This is a genomic window from Brevundimonas sp. FV1ye29L (assembly GCF_058681095.1).
Window position 1 is genome coordinate 1,957,326 of the sequence record NZ_CM178730.1, and the last position, 16,830, is coordinate 1,974,155.

At 68.0% G+C, this 16,830-nt stretch carries 17 protein-coding genes; 7 read left to right on the forward strand and 10 right to left on the reverse strand.

Features of this window, described 5'->3' with window-relative positions; genetic code table 11:
• Positions 1-10: 10 nt before the first annotated feature.
• The 5 genes from ACW17W_RS09585 to folK all read right to left on the reverse strand — a co-directional run bounded on the left by ACW17W_RS09585 (position 11) and on the right by folK (position 4,500).
• Complete coding sequence (locus ACW17W_RS09585; protein WP_492080298.1) at positions 11-817, reverse strand: LOG family protein; 807 nt, start codon at positions 815-817, stop codon at positions 11-13.
• Entirely contained in the window at positions 817-2,883 is a 2,067-nt protein-coding gene (locus ACW17W_RS09590; protein ID WP_492080299.1) for a RelA/SpoT family protein, read from the reverse strand. Before ACW17W_RS09590 ends, ACW17W_RS09585 begins: the two co-directional genes overlap by 1 nt.
• Before the next feature lie 221 nt (positions 2,884-3,104).
• Positions 3,105-3,464: a DNA-directed RNA polymerase subunit omega gene (gene rpoZ, locus ACW17W_RS09595; protein WP_492076642.1), complete on the reverse strand. Its 360-nt coding sequence runs from the start codon at positions 3,462-3,464 to the stop codon at positions 3,105-3,107.
• Between the two features lie 89 nt (positions 3,465-3,553).
• A complete protein-coding gene (locus ACW17W_RS09600) occupies positions 3,554-3,934 on the reverse strand; it encodes a hypothetical protein (RefSeq protein WP_492076643.1) in 381 nt (126 codons plus the stop codon).
• A 23-nt stretch (positions 3,935-3,957) separates the two neighbouring features.
• Entirely contained in the window at positions 3,958-4,500 is a 543-nt protein-coding gene (gene folK / locus ACW17W_RS09605; RefSeq protein WP_492076644.1) for a 2-amino-4-hydroxy-6-hydroxymethyldihydropteridine diphosphokinase, read from the reverse strand.
• On the opposite strand from folK, the gene ACW17W_RS09610 reads away from it, so the two are divergent.
• From ACW17W_RS09610 to ACW17W_RS09620, 3 genes are all read left to right on the forward strand, one after another.
• Positions 4,499-5,032, forward strand: a complete 534-nt coding sequence (locus ACW17W_RS09610; protein WP_492076645.1) for a LabA-like NYN domain-containing protein — start codon at positions 4,499-4,501, stop codon at positions 5,030-5,032. The two genes, folK and ACW17W_RS09610, sit on opposite strands and share 2 nt — an antisense overlap.
• A 110-nt stretch (positions 5,033-5,142) precedes the next feature.
• The gene (locus tag ACW17W_RS09615) at positions 5,143-6,153 is read left to right on the forward strand and encodes a hypothetical protein (RefSeq protein ID WP_492076646.1); all 1,011 of its coding nucleotides are present in this window, start codon (positions 5,143-5,145) and stop codon (positions 6,151-6,153) included.
• Between the two features lie 64 nt (positions 6,154-6,217).
• Positions 6,218-7,207, forward strand: coding sequence for a hypothetical protein (locus ACW17W_RS09620; protein ID WP_492076647.1), 990 nt, complete (start codon positions 6,218-6,220; stop codon positions 7,205-7,207).
• Between the two features lie 42 nt (positions 7,208-7,249).
• Here the strand turns inward: ACW17W_RS09620 and smpB are convergent, their stop codons facing one another.
• Both smpB and dapA read right to left on the reverse strand, forming a co-directional pair.
• Positions 7,250-7,753: an SsrA-binding protein SmpB gene (smpB, locus tag ACW17W_RS09625; RefSeq protein ID WP_492076648.1), complete on the reverse strand. Its 504-nt coding sequence runs from the start codon at positions 7,751-7,753 to the stop codon at positions 7,250-7,252.
• Positions 7,753-8,649 (reverse strand): 4-hydroxy-tetrahydrodipicolinate synthase, encoded by an 897-nt coding sequence (gene dapA / locus ACW17W_RS09630; RefSeq protein WP_492076649.1) that lies wholly within the window; start codon positions 8,647-8,649, stop codon positions 7,753-7,755. The genes smpB and dapA overlap by 1 nt, the downstream gene beginning before the upstream one ends.
• Before the next feature lie 110 nt (positions 8,650-8,759).
• Here dapA and ACW17W_RS09635 point away from each other — a divergent pair, with 110 nt between their 5' ends.
• Complete coding sequence (locus ACW17W_RS09635; RefSeq protein ID WP_492076650.1) at positions 8,760-10,832, forward strand: transglycosylase SLT domain-containing protein; 2,073 nt, start codon at positions 8,760-8,762, stop codon at positions 10,830-10,832.
• 7 nt (positions 10,833-10,839) lie between these two features.
• Here ACW17W_RS09635 and ACW17W_RS09640 read toward each other — a convergent pair whose 3' ends face one another.
• Positions 10,840-11,499, reverse strand: a complete 660-nt coding sequence (locus ACW17W_RS09640) for a TetR/AcrR family transcriptional regulator (protein WP_492076651.1) — start codon at positions 11,497-11,499, stop codon at positions 10,840-10,842.
• A gap of 94 nt (positions 11,500-11,593) precedes the next feature.
• On the opposite strand from ACW17W_RS09640, the gene ACW17W_RS09645 reads away from it, so the two are divergent.
• The 3 genes from ACW17W_RS09645 to ACW17W_RS09655 are packed head-to-tail and all read left to right on the forward strand — an operon-like array spanning position 11,594 to position 14,758.
• The gene (locus ACW17W_RS09645) at positions 11,594-13,048 is read left to right on the forward strand and encodes a glycosyltransferase family 2 protein (protein ID WP_492076652.1); all 1,455 of its coding nucleotides are present in this window, start codon (positions 11,594-11,596) and stop codon (positions 13,046-13,048) included.
• Between the two features lie 10 nt (positions 13,049-13,058).
• A complete protein-coding gene (locus tag ACW17W_RS09650; RefSeq protein WP_492076653.1) occupies positions 13,059-13,964 on the forward strand; it encodes an RsmD family RNA methyltransferase in 906 nt (301 codons plus the stop codon).
• Positions 13,961-14,758 carry a TrmH family RNA methyltransferase gene (locus ACW17W_RS09655; protein WP_492076654.1) on the forward strand — a complete coding sequence of 266 codons (798 nt, stop codon included), beginning with the start codon at positions 13,961-13,963 and terminating at the stop codon, positions 14,756-14,758. Before ACW17W_RS09650 ends, ACW17W_RS09655 begins: the two co-directional genes overlap by 4 nt.
• Here ACW17W_RS09655 and ACW17W_RS09660 read toward each other — a convergent pair.
• Both ACW17W_RS09660 and ACW17W_RS09665 read right to left on the reverse strand, forming a co-directional pair.
• The gene (locus ACW17W_RS09660) at positions 14,755-16,047 is read right to left on the reverse strand and encodes an MFS transporter (RefSeq protein ID WP_492076655.1); all 1,293 of its coding nucleotides are present in this window, start codon (positions 16,045-16,047) and stop codon (positions 14,755-14,757) included. The genes ACW17W_RS09655 and ACW17W_RS09660 overlap by 4 nt on opposite strands.
• Positions 16,044-16,829, reverse strand: coding sequence for a hypothetical protein (locus tag ACW17W_RS09665; RefSeq protein WP_492076656.1), 786 nt, complete (start codon positions 16,827-16,829; stop codon positions 16,044-16,046). Before ACW17W_RS09665 ends, ACW17W_RS09660 begins: the two co-directional genes overlap by 4 nt.
• Position 16,830 lies beyond the last annotated feature (1 nt).

Below are 16,830 nucleotides of genomic sequence, written 5' to 3' on the forward strand. Positions count from 1 at the left end.
CGCATACCGCCTATTGCGCGGGGGATGAAGCGTCCGGCGCCGCTTGTTCGATGTTTTCGTGCGGCCTCAGCCCGCCCTCCAGCAACCGCGCCCAGACCGCCTCGGCGTCATCCGCAAAGGCGAACAGCTTCAGGTCGTCGGCGTGGATCATCCCGTGCTCGACCAGGGCGTCGAAATTGATCACCGACCGCCAGTAGGCCTCGTCGAACAGGACGATCGGGATCGGCGGCGCCTTGTCCGTCTGGCGCAGGGTCAGGATCTCGAACAGTTCGTCAAAGGTGCCGAACCCGCCCGGGAACACCACCAGGGCGTTGGCCCGCATGGCCAGATGCATTTTCCGCATGGCGAAATAGTGGAACCGGAAGGTCAGTTCCGGCGTCGACCAGGCGTTGGGCTCCTGTTCGTGCGGCAGGGTGATGTTGATGCCCACCGACGGCGCTCCGGCCTCGGTCGCGCCGCGATTCGCCGCCTCCATCACCCCCGGCCCGCCGCCCGTGGCGATGACATTGTCGCGCGGCTCGCCCACCTCGCCGCGCAGGGCCCCGCCCCGCTCGGACGCCAGCCGGCCAAACGCCCGCGCCTGTTCGATCCAGCGTCCGCGCGACCCGGCGTCGCCTTCCCTTGCCCGCGCCGTGCCGAACACCACAATGGTCGAACGCACGCCCCATTCCCTCAGCGCCTCCTCGGCCTTGGCGTATTCCAGCAGGAAGCGGACGCCCCGCATCGAATCGCCGAGGAGGAATTCCTGGTCCATCGCCGCCAACCGGTAGGACGGCGACGCGATCTGGGCGGCATTCGGCTTCGGGGAGTCCACGATCAGCCACGCAACCGGTCGACGGCGTCGACGGACGGATTGGCGCGCAGGGCCGCCATGATCAGGGTCGCGTGTTTCGCGTCCTCGACCTCGACGTCGAAATTCAGGTCGAAGAAATCCTCGGCCCGGTGGCTCAGGGTCAGGTTGCGGATATTGCCCCCCGCGTCGCCGATCAGGGTCGTGACCTGGCCCAGCACCCCGACGCCATTCCGCACGGTGGCCTTGAGCCGGGCGACGCCGAGGCCGCCCTTTTCCGCCGTCGGCGTCCATTGCAGGTCCTGCCAGACGCTGTCGTCATCGGCGAAGTCCGCCAGCGTCTGGCAGTCGATGGTGTGGACGGTCAGCCCCTTGTCCGGCTCCAGAATCCCGACGATCCGGTCTCCCGGCAGGGGCGAGCAGCACTGGCCGAAATGGATGCTCACCCCCGGCGTCAGCCCGCCGCCGCGCACGAAGAGCCGGGCGCGGGAATCCTGGATCTTCTTCCTGTTGGCCGCCGAGGCGATCTTGCCCTTCAACTGCGGGAACAGGGTTTCGGCCACCTTGACCGGCGACACCCGGCCCCGGCCGATGGCCTCGAACAGATCGGCCTCGGAAGCGATGGCCATGGTCTCCAGCAGGGGCTTCAGCGACACATCGTCCATCGACTTGCCGGCCTTGGCGATCGTCTGCTCGAGGGTCGTGCGCCCCAGTCTCAGGAACTCGTCCCGCTCGGCCCCGCGCAGGTGTCGGCGGATCGCCGACCGCGCCCGCCCGGTGACCGTCAGCGACCGCCAGTCGGCCGGCGCCTCGCGCCGGGTCCCGCGGATGATCTCGACGACGTCGCCGTTCTGCAGCACCGTCCGCATCGGCTTCAGCTCGCCATTGACCTTGACCCCGGCTGCCGTGTCCCCGACCTCCGTGTGCACGGCATAGGCGAAGTCCAGCGGCATGCCGCCGCGCGGCAGGCTGATCAGCCGGCCCTTGGGCGTGAAGACGAACACCTGTTCAAGGTACATCTCCAGCTTGGCGTGCTCGACCCAGTCCTCGCCCCCCTCCCCGTGCTCGATGACCTGGACGAGATGGCGCAGGTTCTGCAGGGGATCGCGCCCGCCCCCGGCCTCCATCGCCTCGCGGTCCAGGCCATAGGAGTGGTTCTTGTAGGCCCAGTGGGCCGCCACCCCGTCCTCGGCGACCCGGTCCATGGCTTCGGTGCGGATCTGCATCTCGATCCGCAGTGCGCCGGGCCCGACGACGGTGGTGTGCAATGAGCGATAGTTGTTCGACTTGGGCGTCGAGATGAAGTCCTTGAACCGCTCGGGCACCATCGGCCAGGCGCGGTGGATGACGCCCAGAGCGCGGTAACAGTCATCCTCGAACGGCACGATGACGCGAAAGCCGTAGATGTCCGACAGGCTGGAAAAGCCCACCGTCTTGCGCTGCAGCTTCCTCCAGATCGAATAGGGCGTCTTCTGCCGACCATAGACCTCGGCCTCGATCCCCGCCTCGGACAGCACCCGCTCGACCTCGTGCGACACGCCCTCAATGGCGTGGCCGTGCTCCATCTTCAGGGCCTCGAGCCGCCGCTGTATGGCGGTGCGGGCCGTCGGGTTCAGATGTTCAAAGGCCAGCTCTTCCAGCTCGGACGCAATCGAGTGAATGCCGATCGACCGGCCCAGCGGGGCATAGACCTCCAGGGTCTCGCGACTAATCCGCTCACGCTTCTCGGGCTTGACGTATTTCAGCGTCCGCATGTTGTGCAGACGGTCGGCCAGCTTGACCAGCAACACCCTCACGTCGCGACTGATGGCCAGGATGAATTTGCGCAGGTTTTCGGCCTGGCGGGTGTGCTCGGCCTGCAGTTCAAGACGCGACAGCTTGGTCACCCCCTCGACCAGGACGGCGACCTCCTCCCCGAACAGGGCGGCGATGTCGTCGCGGGTGGCGGGGGTGTCCTCGACCACATCGTGCAGCAGGGCGGTGACGATGGAGGCCGTGTCCAGCCGATAGTCGGTCAGAATGCCAGCGACCTGGATCGGATGGGCGAAATAGGGATCGCCCGAGGCCCGCAGCTGCGAGCCATGCATCTTCATCGCATAGACATAGGCCTTGTTGAGCATCGCCTCGTCGGCGGTGGGGTCATAGGCCTTGACCGCCTCGATCAGCTCGAACTGGCGCAGGATGGGGGCGCGTTTGACCACCGGCGCCTCGGCGGCCGGTTGGGGCGGATCGTTCAGATTCGCAGCTTCGGGAGCCGGCGGGGGCGAGCCGGCCCGCGCCGGAAGAATGGTGACGCCGTTGACGGGCTCGGCCGTCAGTAGCGTTCTTCCTGGCCGCCGTCCCGGTCGCTCTGCAGGGCGCGGATCAGTTCCTGCTCGGCCATGTTCATGTGCTGAGGCTCGGCCAGCAGGGCCACGACCTCGGCCTCGTCCTCGGCTTCGGTCCGCTCGTCGACGCGTTGCAGCGCCACGACGATGGTCTCGGTCAGTTCGTCCGGGACCACGCGGTCCTCGGCGATCTCGCGCAGGGCCACGACGGGGTTTTTGTCATTGTCGCGATCCAGCAGCAGGGGCGCGCCGTTGGCGATCGCGCGGGCGCGGTTGCCGGCCAGCAGGACCAGACCGAAACGGTTCGGCACCTTTTCGATGCAGTCTTCGACAGTGACGCGAGCCATGGGAATCCTTCGGGGGGCGGCAGAAGAACCGCGCCAGATACAGGTGTGCAGCGTTTTTTGCAACGCCACAGCGGCCTTTTCAGGGCGCGTCAGTCGTCCATCGTCAGGGTCACGGCAAAATGCAGCCTGTCCCCGGGCTGAGGGCCCGGCGACGACATCCTGATGCGGGCGTCCCGCGCGCCGCGAACCGCCGCCTGCCCGAAACCAATGCCGTTCTCTCTTTCGTACATGACCCGACAATCGTCGAGCCCGCCCCGCTGCGTGATCCTGCAGTCCAGATTGGCGACATAGGTCACGCCCGTCGGCAGGGCGTCGGTGGGAAGGCTTCGCTCCGGACGCGGCATCCGCGTCCATTCGACCTTGCCGCCGGTCCAGACCTGCGGCGCGGGAGCGACCGCAGTCGGAGTTTCGGGGACCGGGCCCGATTGAACCAGAACAGCGGCGAGGCCCGCCGCCAGCATCGACATCATGTCACGCCCTCACCCTGACCGCCTCAGGGGATGCGACGCGCATCCCTCCCGACCGACGCCTTCCCTGCCAGTTCGCCTGCGGTTCCTCCAGACGGATGCACCCAGTCCGGCGCGATTTCCGCCAGCGGCCCCATGACGAACAGCCGTTCCGCCGCGCGCGGATGCGGCAGGATCAGTCCCTCAAGATCGCCCGACAGCCGGCCATAGGCGACCAGGTCCAGATCCAGCGTCCTCGGCGCATTCCGGGCCCCGCGCACCCGCCCCATCGCCTCCTCGATCCGGCCCAGGGCCGCCATCAGGGCGTGCGGCTCCAGCGCCGTCGAGACCTGCACCACCCCGTTCAGGAAGGGCGGGTCTTCCGGATCGGGCCAGGCCTGCGACGACCACCAGGATGACCGGGCGACCACATCGATCCCTTCCGGCCGGAACCGGGCCAGGGCCGCCTCCAGCGCCTCGGCGCAGTCGGACCAGACCCCCTTGTCATTACAGCCGAGGGCGACGAAGACGGCGTCGTCCAGCGTGTCGGCCAGTCCAACGGCCGGCGGGATTTCGAGGGGATCGACCATGACCTTCCATCCGCACGAGCGCGTCGCCCTGTTCATCGACGGGGCCAATCTGTATTCCGCCGCCCGCGCCCTGGGCGTCGATCTCGACTTCCGCGCCCTCAGGGCCGCGTTCGAGGATCAGGCGACCCTCGTCCGGGCCTACTATTACACGGCCGTGGTCGAGGGCGAAGAGTTCTCGGCCGTCCGGCCCCTGGTCGACTGGCTGGGCTACAACGGCTTCTCGACCGTGACCAAGCCGGCGAAACGGTTCACCGACCCGCAGGGCCATAGTCGCATCAAGGGCAATATGGACATCGAGATTGCGGTGGACATGCTGGAGCTGGCCCCACGCCTCGACCACGCCGTCCTGTTCTCGGGTGACGGCGACTTCCGCCGGCTGGTGCAGTCAGTGCAGGCAAAGGGGGTGCGGGTCACCGTCGTCTCCACGCTGAAAAGCCAGCCGCCGATGATCGCCGACGACCTGCGCCGTCAGGCCGACGCCTACATCGACCTCGCCGACCGCATCGGCGACTGGACGCGGCCGAAGGCCTGATGTTCAGGCGCGACGGTCACGGGGATTTGCGGCCCCGGCGGTTGCTGATGGTCACATGGCGGGATAGCGTCACGTGTCGCCTGTGACACGCGCTCTTCCGGGGTTTGCTGATGTTCGCCGCCGCCCTCGCCGCCGCCCTGCTGTCTTCGATCAGCGCCTCCGCCGACACGGGCCTGAACGCCGACAGTTCAGGTCTCCCCCTGGCCCGGCAGGCGACGCAGGCCGTCGACCCCGCCCTGCTCCCGCCCACCGATCTGGACGACATCATCGTCGAGGGCCGCCGTCTTGAGGAGATGACCCGCGAGTTCGTGCGTGAGGTGGGCGCGCCCGCGCGCGGGCGCGGTCTGGCTCGCTGGGAAGGCGAAGTCTGTGTCGGGGTTCTCAATCTCAATGATGAGGCGGCGCAGTACATGGTCGACCGCGTCTCCGGCGTGGCGAGGGAACTCGGCCTGAAGGTGGGCGCTCCGGGGTGCGAGGCCAATATCCTCATCGTCGCCGCCGCTGATTCCAGCGCCTTCACCCGCAACATAGTGGCATCGCGACCGAGACTGTTCAGCGGTACGGGCGGCGGCATGGATCTCGGCTATGCCGCACTTGGCCGGTTCCAGACGACAGATCGCCCGGTACGCTGGTGGACGGTCAGCGCGCCGATTGATTCCGACAACGGCCAGATCGCGGTCCGCACCCGCGGCATGGTCAATGGCGATGGCGCCGGCGCCAGCGGCGACAGTCCCGCAAACTTTGCGCCCACGATAAACATGACCTCGGCATCGCGGCTGTCGACCCAGATCGTCGAGACGACACAACGCGTCTTTGTGGTGATCGATGTGGATCAGATCCATCAGGTGTCCCTGCCCCAGCTGTCGGACTATGTCGCGCTGGTGACCATGGCCCAGGTCGATCCCGACGCCGACACCAGCGGATATGCCACCGTTCTGAACCTGTTCGACGACCCGACACAGACAGAGGGACTGACCCAGTGGGACCGGGCGTACCTCAAGGGTTTGTATGACACGGTTCGCACGCGTCGGAACGACAACAGCAGCCGATCGGAAATCGTCGCCTCGATCGTCAACGTCCGGCGCGACATGCTGACCGCCGAAGAGGCGGCCCAGCCCTGAGGCTGGCTGTCAGCGTCGACCTGCCGGGTTTTCGCGCATCTGTTCGCATTGACGAGGTTTTCCCATGCTGTCCGCACTCCTCGCTGCCGCCCTTCTGACCGCGCCGGCCGCCCCGGCGCCCGCGCCTGCCGGGCTCTCGCAGACCCGGAACCCGGCGGCTGCCTCGTCGGAACCCGTCGATCTCGGCGAGGTGGTGGTGGATGGCCGGCGACTGGAGGAGATGACACGCGACTTCGTCAATGAGGTCGGCGCCCCGTCCAGCAATCGCGGGCTGGCGCGCTGGCGGGATGGCCTGTGTGTGGGCGTGGCCAATCTCCAGAACGATCTGGCCCGATATATCGTCGATCGCGTCTCGACGGTGGCCCAGGACGTGGGACTGCAGCCGGGCCATCCGGGCTGCACCCCCTCGGTGCTGATCGTGGCCGTCGCCGACGCCAATGCCTTCACGCCTGACTTCATCGCCAGTCGTCCTCGCCTGTTCCGGGTCGGGGGCGGGGGCATGGATCGCGGCATGGCGGCGCTGGAGCGGTTCAAGCGCAATGATCAGCCGGTGCGCTGGTGGGTGGTGACCGCGCCGGTCGATTCCGACACCGGCCAGATCGCGACCCGGCTCCCCGGACAGGCCCGCGCCACACCGTCGCCAGACAGGCCGGACGGCGATTCCGTGATGAACTATGCGCCGGTGATCACGACCCGACAGGCTTCGCGTCTCTCCACCCAGATCGTGGACGAGACCAAACGCGCCTTCATCATCGTGGATGTGGATCGCATCGGCAATGTGTCCAGCCGCCAGCTCGCAGACTATATCGCCTTCGTCGCCCTGGCCCAGGTCGATCCCGAGGCTGACGCAGGCGGCTACGCCTCCATCCTCAACGTCTTTGACGATCCGTCCCGGACGGAGGGTCTCACCCAGTGGGATCAGGCCTATCTAAAGGGCCTGTATGACGCCGTGCGGACCCGTCAGAACCTCGGCGCCAACGCCTCCGAGATCGTGGCCTCTATCGTCGACGTTCGACGCGAGATGAGTATGGCCGAGGACAGCAGCGCTCCGTAGCGGCGGCGGCCTTGGCGCCTTTTGGGGAAACGTCCGGCTGGATCAGCCCTTGTCCCGCATCAGTCGGGCCTTGTCGCGGGCCCAGTCGCGTTCGGCCGAGGCCTCACGCTTGTCGTGCAGCTTCTTGCCCTTGGCCAGGGCGATCTCCAGCTTGGCCTTGCCGTCGTCGTTCAGATAGAGGCGCAGGGGGATGATGGTCTGGCCGTCCTTCTGGACAGCACCGATCAGCCGGTCGATCTGCTTTCTGTGCAGGAGCAGTTTTCGCGGCCGGCGCGGCTCGTGATTGAACCGGTTGGCCTGCACATAGGGCGGAATGTCGGCATTGATCAGGACGATCTCGCGCCCCTCCACCGCCGCATAGCTTTCGGCGATATTGGCGCGCCCCATCCGCAGGGCCTTGATCTCCGTGCCCAGCAGCATGATCCCGGCCTCCAGATTGTCCTCGAGGAAATAGTCGAACCGGGCGCGGCGGTTTTCGGCGATCAGCTTCGCCCTGGTGATCGGGGCCTTTGTCGCGGCGGCGGCCTTTTCCTTCGTGGTGGCCATCAGCTGGCGCCGGCTGCGGCCATGGCGGCGTCGATCGCCGGCTTGACCTCGTCGCGCGTCGGCACCAGCGGCAGTCGCATCTCCTCCGTGCACAGGCCCAGGCGCGCCAGGGCGTATTTGGCCGGCGACGGCGAACTGTCGAGGAACAGGGCCTTGTGCAGCGAAATCAGCCGGTCCTGCCACGACCGGGCCGAAGCCAGATCGCCGGCCGCGATGGCGTTGTACAAGGCGACCATGGCCTCGGGAGCCACATTGGATGCGACCGAGATCACCCCCACCCCGCCATGTGCGGCATATCCCAGGAAACTGGCGTCGTCGCCCGAGATCAGGGCGAAGTCGCCGGTCCCGGCGCCGGCGATATTGGCGTGCATCCAGCTGACGCGGTCCATGTCGCCCGTGGCGTCCTTGAGGCCGACAATATTGGGATGGCGCGCCAGCTCGGCCACGACCTCATTGGACAGATCGCAGCCTGTACGCGACGGCACATTGTACAGAACGATCGGAAGCTCGACCGAATCGGCCACCGCCTCGAAATGCGCCTTCAGTCCCGCCTGCGACGGACGGTTATAGAAGGGCGTCACGATCAGGGCGCCGTCGGCCCCGACCTTCTTGGCGAACTGCGCCCACTCCACAGACTCGTCCGTCGCAGCGGCTCCGCAGCCGGCCAGCACCCGGACGCGACCGGCCGCCTTGTCGACGCAGCGCTCAATCACGGCCAGGTTCTCGGGAACGGTCAGGCTCGCATTCTCTCCGGTCGTGCCCATCGGCACGACCCCGTCCACCCCTGCGGCGATCTGACGTTCGAGGAGACGGTCGAATGCGACGTCGTCCACCTTTCCGTCACGAAGTGGTGTGATCAGGGCGGTGATCACGCCCTTGAACAAGGGGGCGGTCATGGTGAGAACTCTACCTGCGTGGGAAATGGGCGCCGGGCGCCTGAAACAAGCCCTAGAGGGTAGGTCGCCGGATCAAGCGCCGCAACTGTATGAATGGGGTAACACGAACAATGCTGGCGACCACCCTCGCGGCCGCGCTCGCGGTCCTCGCGCCCCTGCCCCAATCCACGGCCTCCCTGAACGGCGAGGGCCCGGTCCCCTACAGCCAGGTGTCGGCCGCCAGTACGCAGCCTCGCGTCCTGAACGATGCCGACACCGCCGCCTTCCGCCAGGGCCTGGCCGCCGCCCGGGCCCGTGACGCGGGCGGCGCCCGTAACGCCATCAATCGCATCGGCGACCCGACCGCGCGCAAACTGGTCGAATGGGCTCTGGTCGACACCAGCGCCTCCGGGATGTCCTGGAGCGAGTTGTCCCAGGACATCCGCTCACTGGACGGCTGGCCGCGCGCCGATGCCCGCCGGGCGGCGGCCGAAATCGCGCTGGATCGCGACGGAGCGGGCGCTGACGTGGTCCGCAGCCTGTTCGACGACCAGCCGCCCACGACGGTCCAGGGCGCCATTGCCCTGACCTGGGCGCTGGAGCAGTCCGGTCGTCAGGCCGAGGCGCGCAGCCTGATTTCCGACTGGTGGCGGACCCGCTCGTTCGATGAGGCGAACCAGAGCCGTATCCTGGGCCGATGGGGCGGGTGGCTGACCACCGACGACCACGATGCACGCCTGTCGATGCTCCTGTCCGGCCCGCACGGCCCGGCCACACGCGCCATGGCATCGCTGGCCTCCGGCGACCGCCGCGCCACGGCCGGGACGGTGATGGCCTTGCGGACGGCCTACAGCCCCGACGCGGTCATCGCCGGTCTCACGACCCGTCAGGCGCTGGACCCGGCGGTGGTCCAGGAAAGGGTGCGCATCCTCCGCGCGGCCGGTCGCGAACGTGAGGGCTACCCCCTGCTCCGCTATCTGCCGGCCGCCCCGTCGCACAGGGAAGGCCAGGATGCGCTGTGGAGCGAGCGGCGCAACTATTTCCTCGACGCCCTTCAGGACCGCGACTGGCAGGCCGCCTATGACGCCATGAACGGCCATGGCTTCCCGTCCGGCGACCGGCTTGTGGACGCCGAATTCTTCGCCGGCTGGGCGGCCCTGACCCGCCTGGGCGATCCCGCCCGCGCGGCCGGACATTTCGAGCGGCTGCGCACGGTATCCTCGACCCCGATCACCCAGGGGCGTGCGGCCTACTGGCTGGGTCGCGCCGCGGAGGCGCGCGGCGATCAGGCCGGCGCCCAGCAGTGGTACCGCTCGGGCGCGCAATATATCCAGACCTTCTATGGCCAGCTCGCCGCCGAAAAGGCCGGCTACCAGACCCTGAGCCTGCCCGGGGATCCCTCGCCGACGGCGTCCGACATCGCCGGCTTCGAAAACCGCGAACTGGTCCGGGCCATGCGCATCCTCGGGGAAACGGGCGAAACCAGCCTGTTCCGGGTGTTCGCCTATCATCTCGACGATACCGTGCCCCTGCCGACCGACCTGGCCCTGCTGATGGACCTGTCGCGCGACTATGGCGAAGGCTTCACCGCCATGATGGTCGGCCGTGCAGCCAGCCAGCGCGGCGTGCTGATGCCCGAGCGCATGTATCCGGTCCGTATTCCGCCTTCGGTTCCGGGCGCCGCCCCGCTGGAGTTCACCCTCGCGATCACGCGTCAGGAATCCAGCTTCGATCCGCGGGCGCGGTCCCACGCCGATGCGCGGGGCATGATGCAGTTCCTGCCCGCCACCGGGGCCGGGGTCGCCCGCCGGCTGGGCATGCCCTTCTCGAACGACCGCCTGTATGACGCCGACTACAACATGACCCTGGGCAGCTATCATCTGGGCGAACTGATGGGCCAGTTCGGCGGATCGATGCTGCTCACGACCGTTGGCTATAACGCCGGCCCGGCCCGGCCGTCCCAGTGGATCCAGAGGTGCGGCGACCCGCGCGGGGGTCAGGTCGATCCCGTCGACTTCATCGAATGCGCGCCCTTCACCGAGACGCGCAACTATATGATGCGGGTGATGGAAAACATGGCCGTCTACAAGGCCCGGCTGAACGGCGGGACGGCGCCGCTGACCACCTCCTCGGACATCGCCCGGGGCGTGGCGGGCATGGGAGCGTCCGCGGTCGGCAGCGGGCCCCGGCCCTATATTCCGTAACAGCGCCTCAGGCGGGACGAACCAGCCCCCGGTAAAGGGCGTCCCCCATCGTCCGCCCCAACAGTTCGCGATCCGCCCAGTCGAAATAGGGCTTGGTGATGATCAGCGACACCACGCCGTGAACGCCCGCCCAGAACAGCTGGGCCGTCAGTCGCGCATCGCCGCTTGTCAGCCGCCCCTCCGACCCGATCGTCCCGACCACGGCCTCCAGGGATCCGAACAGTTCCGCGCCCAGCTGCTGAGCCGCCGTCTGGGCTCCGTCCCGCGCCTCGATCGGGCGCGTCATATAGACCAGTCGGTAGGCGTTCGGGTTGTCAAAGCCGAACGCAATGTAGGAGTCGAGCATCCGCCGCAGCCGCTCGTCGGCTGTCCCGGGCTCGGCCATGATCTGTTGATTGGCCGCGATCAGGCGCTCGAAGGCCTCGCGACAGATTTCGTGCAGAATCTCGCCCTTGTCGGCGAAATGCATATACAGCGCCGTCGAGGACAGACCAACTTCATCCGCAATCTTGCGAATCGTCGCCCCCTCATAGCCATGTTCGACAAAGATGCGCTCGGCCGCCGCCAGCATTTCGGCGCGGCGCGAATGGCCTTCGCCCCTCGGCTTGCGCCCGGCTCGGGCGAGTTCGGCGGCGGCCGGGGGACGGCCGGTGGACACGTCGGACACTATGGCGCTCCTGCTGCGTAGGTTCTGAATAAGACCATTGACGCCTTCGCGCCAATGGCTTGCAGGCGACGCTCTTCACGCTTACCGCTACCGTATGGCGGGGGCCGGACATCCATATCGCGACGGCGAGACCGTCGTCCGGCGCGACTGGGCCTCGCGACGGGACCTCACCATCGGTCAATGGCTGTTCTGGGCTGGACTGGCCGCTGCCCTTTCCCTGGGTCTGGTGCTCGACTCTCGCCTGACGATCCTGATCGCCGCCGTGGCGGTCCAGCTTGGCTTTGTCATGGTGGCGGCGTGGCGAATCCTGCTGACGCTTGTCAGCGGCCGGTCGCCGCCATCGGCCCCCGCGCCCGGGATCTGGCCGCGCTATACCCTAATGGCGGCCCTGCATGACGAGGCCGCCGTCACACCGCAGCTGATCCGGCGACTCGCCGCCCTCGACTACCCGGCCGACCGGCTACAGGCCATGCTGTTGCTGGAGGCGGATGACGCTCCGACGATTGCCGCCGCCCTCAATGCCGACCGACCGCACTGGCTCGAGGTCGTCATCGTCCCTGACGGCGCGCCCCGCACCAAGCCCCGCGCCCTGAATTTCGGCATGGCCCGGGCCACGGGCGACCTGATCACCATCTATGACGCGGAGGATGAGCCCCATCCCGGGCAGTTGCGCGAGGCCGCCGCCCGTTTTGCCGCAGACCGCACGGGCCGGCTTGGCTGCCTCCAGGCCCCCTTGCGCATCCGGCCGGCGCGCCCGGGCTCGTTCGGCGAACGCTTCCTGATGCGCCAGTTCGCCGTCGAATACGCCGCCCTGTTCGAGGTCGCCCTGCCCGGAATGGCGAGGCTGGGGCTGCCCTTTCCCCTCGGCGGCACCAGCAACCATTTGCGCGCCGACGCCCTGCGTCAGGTCGGCGGCTGGGACGCCTGGAATGTGACAGAGGACGCCGATCTCGGCTTCGCCCTGTGGCGAGCGGGCTGGACCTCCCACGTCATCGCCTGCCCGACATGGGAAGCGGCGCCGGGCCGGCTGTATGACTGGCTTCCGCAGCGCACCCGTTGGCTGAAGGGGTTCATGCAGACCTGGGGCGTCCACACCCGGAACCCGGCCGGTCTGGGCTGGCGCGGCGCCCTCGCCCTGCTGTTGATGATCGGCGGGACCCTGGCGGCGGCGGCCAGCCATGCGGCGTCGCTCTCTGCGGTGGCCGCCGTCCTGCTGGTCGCGCTCTTCGCCGGCCTGATCCCCGGGCCCTCACTGGCCGCGCTTGGCGTCCTCGCCATAGGCGTGGTCTCGGCCTGGTTCAGTTGCGCCATGGGGGCCCGCCGCGCCGGAGTGTCATACACCCTGGCCGATATGATCCTCGCCCCGGGCAGCTGGGCGCTCCTCAGCCTCGCCTTCCTGCATGCAGCGCACCGACTGGTGGTCGCGCCCTTCTCCTGGGACAAGACCGCTCATCAGCCCGACGTCGTCGAGGCGCCCGCCGCCGAAGCCGACGCCATCGAGTCCGCGCCAGACGACAACAGTCTTCGCATCCGCCGCTTATCGCTTTAAGCAGCGGCGAATGGCTCCCGTCCTCTCTCCCACGCCCGAAACCCTGCTGACCCGAGGCTGGGCGGACTACGCCCTCCTGGACTCCGGCCATGGCCGCAAGCTGGAGCGCTATGGCCCCTACACTGTGGTGAGGCCCGAGCCCCAGTGCTGGTGGGCCCCACGCGATCCTGCCGCCTTCGACCGCGCCGACGCCGTCTTCGACCCGCAGGACGAGGAGGATGACGGCCGCTGGCGCTTCTCCGGCCGTCCGGTCGAGACCTTCCCCCTGTCGTGGCGCGAGGTGAAGTTCACCGGCCGCTTCACCCCCTTCCGCCACCTGGCCTTCTTCCCGGAACAGGCCGCCAACTGGGAATGGCTGGACCAGCGAATTCGCAAACTTGAGCGGCCGCGTATTCTGAACCTCTTCGGCTACACCGGCGTGGCCAGCCTGGCCGCCGCCGCAGCCGGGGCCGAGGTCACCCATGTCGACGCCTCAAAGAAGTCCGTCGCCTGGGCCCGCGAGAACGTCGAACAGTCCGGCATGGCCGACCGGCCGATCCGCTGGATCGTCGAGGACGCCCGCAAATATGTCGCCCGCGAGGTCCGGCGGGGGTCGAAGTACCAGGGCATCATCCTCGACCCGCCCAAATACGGGCGCGGCCCGACCGGCGAGGTCTGGCGGCTGTTCGAGGACCTGCCGGGCCTGCTGAAGGACTGCGCCGCCCTGCTGGACGACGACGCCTCCTTCCTGCTGCTCAACGCCTATGCGGCGCGCATCTCGGGGATCTCCCTCGCCCATCTGATGGCCGAGGCGACGCATGATCGCGGGGGCCGGATAGACTGGGGCGAACTGGCCCTGTCCGAGGACGCCGACCGGGACGGCATCGCCGCCCGCGCCATCGGCCTCAGCTTCTTCGCCCGCTGGTCGGCGACATGAGTTTCCGCGAAATCACCTCCCTGACCAATGACACGGTCAAGGCCGTCCGCGCCCTGCATATGCGCAAGGAGCGCGAGACCTCCGGCCTGTTCCTGGCCGAGGGGCTGAAGTTCATCGGCGAGGCGCTTGATCAGGGCCGGACGCCAAGAACCCTGCTGGTCGGGATGGAGGCGCGGCCGCACGCCCTGCTGGATCGCGCGAAGGCGGAAACGCTGGCGGCCGGGGGCGAGATCGTCGTCGTCACCCACCCGATTCTCGAAAAGATCAGCCGCCGCGACAACCCCCAGACCGTGCTGGCCGTGTTTGAACAGCAGTACACGCCGCTGGAGGCCCTGACGCCGCAAACCGCCCCCTGCTGGGTGGCGCTGGAACAGGTCCGCGATCCCGGCAACCTGGGCACCATCATCCGCACCGCCGATGCAGCGGGCTGCGGCGGGGTGATCCTGATCGGCGACTGCGTCGATCCCTTCTCGGTCGAGGCCGTCAGGGCCACCATGGGATCGGTCTTCGCCGTGGCCATCGCCCGCACCAGCCCCCCCGAGTTCCTCGCCTGGCGTGAGACCTGGCCCGGCAGCGTGGTCGGCACCCGGCTGGACGCGACCACGGACTATCGCTCGGCCTCGATCCAGCGTCCGGCCCTGATACTGATGGGCAATGAACAGGCCGGCCTGACCGACGAACTGGCGGCCGCCTGCGACGTCAACGTGAAGATCCCCATGCGCGGCCGGGCCGACAGCCTTAACCTGGCCATCGCCACGGGGATCATGGTCTATGCGGCGACGGACGGGCTCTAGGCCGCCCCCTCGCCCTCCTCGTTCCTCAGCCGGGTCATGGCCCACAGGGCCAGGGTCGTCAGCAGGGCCGCCCCGGTCAGGTAGACGCCGACCGCGCCCAGCCCATAGGTCTTGCCCAGTTTGGTCGCCACATAGGGCGCCAGCGAGGCGCCCAGAATGCCCGCGACGTTGAAGGCCATCGAGGCCCCCGTATAGCGCACCGCCGTCGGGAAGGGCCGGGCCATGGCGGCGCTCAACGGCCCGTAGGTGCAGCCCATCAGGGCGAAGCCGACGGCGAAGAAGACCAGCAGTCCGCTCAGCCCCAGGCTGAACAGGGGCGCGATGGCGAAGCCGAACAGGCCGATGCCGATCGAGGCCAGCATCAGGACCCGCAACTGGCCATAACGGTCGGCCGCCAGGGCCGCGATCGGGATGAAGGCCCCGAAGAACAGCACCCCGATCAGCTGGATCGGCAGGATGTCGGCCCGGGCCAGCCCGAGCTCCGTCGTCGCCCAAGACAGGCCCCACACCGTCAGCAGATAGAAGATGACGAAGGTCGTCATCCCGCCCACGGCGCCCAGCGCCAGCGCCCCCTTGTAGCGGGCGAACAGCGTCAGGACCGGAGCGCGCACCCGCTCGGCCCTGGCGACGACCTTCTGGAACTCCGGCGTTTCATGGATCTTCAGCCGCACCCACAGGCCGACGAAGACCAGCACGGCGCTGGCGACGAACGGAATGCGCCAGCCCCAGGCCAGGAAATCCGCCTCGGCCATGAAGCTGGTCAGCAGGATGAAGGACGTGGTCGACAGGATGAAGCCGATCGGGGCCCCCAGCTGCGGGAACATGCCGAACCAGGCCTTGCGTCCCGGCGGCGCGTTCTCGGTCGCCAGCAGCACCGCACCGCCCCACTCGCCGCCCAGACCAAAGCCCTGGCCGAACCGGCACAGGGCCAGCAACAGGGGCGCGATGACCCCGGCCTGGGCATGGGTCGGCAACAGGCCGATGGCGATGGTCGACAATCCCATGGTCATCAGGGCGGCGACCAGCGTCGCCTTGCGCCCGACCCGGTCGCCGAAATGGCCGAACACCACCGCCCCGACCGGCCGCGCAAAGAAGGCGATGGCGAAGGTCACGAACGAACTCAACTGCGCCGCCGCCGGGTCCGATCCCGGGAAGAACAGGGTCGGAAACACCAGCACCGCCGCCGTGGCGTAGATATAGAAGTCAAAGAACTCGATCGTCGTCCCGATCAGACTGGCGAATAGTACGCGGCCGTGGGAGGCTTTCGGCACAGCGGCGGCATCGGTCATTGGTCAGGCAGGCTCAGTTGGTCGGTCTCGAAGGCAAAGGCGTCCCCGACCTGATCCAGCGTCATGGGCCGGGTCGTCGTGCTGGACACAATGGTCTTTTCCTTGTCGTTCTCGATCGAGCCGGTCGCCGTAGTGACCCGCCCGGTCAGCAGGTTGACGCTCAGCGACCGGGTTTCGCCGCTCATCCGCTGAACATTCTCATGGTCAAAGCCGATCAGGCGGACCGCCCCGTCCTGATGTCGGAAGCGGAAACTGTAGGGGCCTGCATCGCTACCGCCCATATTCATGAACAGGTCCACACGCACAACCAGCGAGCCATTGGTGATAGACAGGCCATTGTCAAACGGGTCGCTCATGTTCAGCCCGTCAGCGTCGCGTGCAGGGATCAGACGATCATTCGTCCCCGCCAGCACAAAGCCATTCGCACCGCCCAGCGCCGCGCCGAGGATGCGCGGATTGATGTTGGCCGGCTCATACCCCTCGCGTCGAATCATGCCTGCCGGATCGGTCTTTCGCAGCACGAAGGCCAGGTCCGGAATGCCGTCGCGGCTGATGTCGCCGGTGACGGACTGTTCGACTCGCCAGCCCGAAGGTGCAAAGGCCTCTGCCGAGGCTCCGGTGGTCGCCAGACCCGAGGGATCGGTCGCGGGTGATACAACAGCGGTGGCCGCAGCGGGAGCAGCGGGCATCGCCTCGGCGGTGCGTTGATCGGCGGATGTCTCACCGCAACCGGCCACCAAGGCCGTCGTCAAGATCAGCACTGCGGCGTGGTTGGCGTTCATG

Bases quoted from the DNA above. Each gene is read 5' to 3' on its own strand.
- ACW17W_RS09590 (WP_492080299.1), bottom strand. From the start codon at position 2,883: ATGAAGATGCATGGCTCGCAGCTGCGGGCCTCGGGCGATCCCTATTTC.
- rpoZ (WP_492076642.1), bottom strand. From the start codon at position 3,464: ATGGCTCGCGTCACTGTCGAAGACTGCATCGAAAAGGTGCCGAACCGT.
- ACW17W_RS09635 (WP_492076650.1), top strand. From the start codon at position 8,760: ATGCTGGCGACCACCCTCGCGGCCGCGCTCGCGGTCCTCGCGCCCCTG.
- ACW17W_RS09650 (WP_492076653.1), top strand. From the start codon at position 13,059: ATGGCTCCCGTCCTCTCTCCCACGCCCGAAACCCTGCTGACCCGAGGC.
- ACW17W_RS09620 (WP_492076647.1), top strand. From the start codon at position 6,218: ATGCTGTCCGCACTCCTCGCTGCCGCCCTTCTGACCGCGCCGGCCGCC.
- ACW17W_RS09660 (WP_492076655.1), bottom strand. From the start codon at position 16,047: ATGACCGATGCCGCCGCTGTGCCGAAAGCCTCCCACGGCCGCGTACTA.
- ACW17W_RS09665 (WP_492076656.1), bottom strand. From the start codon at position 16,829: ATGAACGCCAACCACGCCGCAGTGCTGATCTTGACGACGGCCTTGGTG.
- ACW17W_RS09600 (WP_492076643.1), bottom strand. From the start codon at position 3,934: ATGATGTCGATGCTGGCGGCGGGCCTCGCCGCTGTTCTGGTTCAATCG.
- ACW17W_RS09610 (WP_492076645.1), top strand. From the start codon at position 4,499: ATGACCTTCCATCCGCACGAGCGCGTCGCCCTGTTCATCGACGGGGCC.
- smpB (WP_492076648.1), bottom strand. From the start codon at position 7,753: ATGGCCACCACGAAGGAAAAGGCCGCCGCCGCGACAAAGGCCCCGATC.
- ACW17W_RS09645 (WP_492076652.1), top strand. From the start codon at position 11,594: ATGGCGGGGGCCGGACATCCATATCGCGACGGCGAGACCGTCGTCCGG.
- folK (WP_492076644.1), bottom strand. From the start codon at position 4,500: ATGGTCGATCCCCTCGAAATCCCGCCGGCCGTTGGACTGGCCGACACG.
- ACW17W_RS09655 (WP_492076654.1), top strand. From the start codon at position 13,961: ATGAGTTTCCGCGAAATCACCTCCCTGACCAATGACACGGTCAAGGCC.
- dapA (WP_492076649.1), bottom strand. From the start codon at position 8,649: ATGACCGCCCCCTTGTTCAAGGGCGTGATCACCGCCCTGATCACACCA.
- ACW17W_RS09615 (WP_492076646.1), top strand. From the start codon at position 5,143: ATGTTCGCCGCCGCCCTCGCCGCCGCCCTGCTGTCTTCGATCAGCGCC.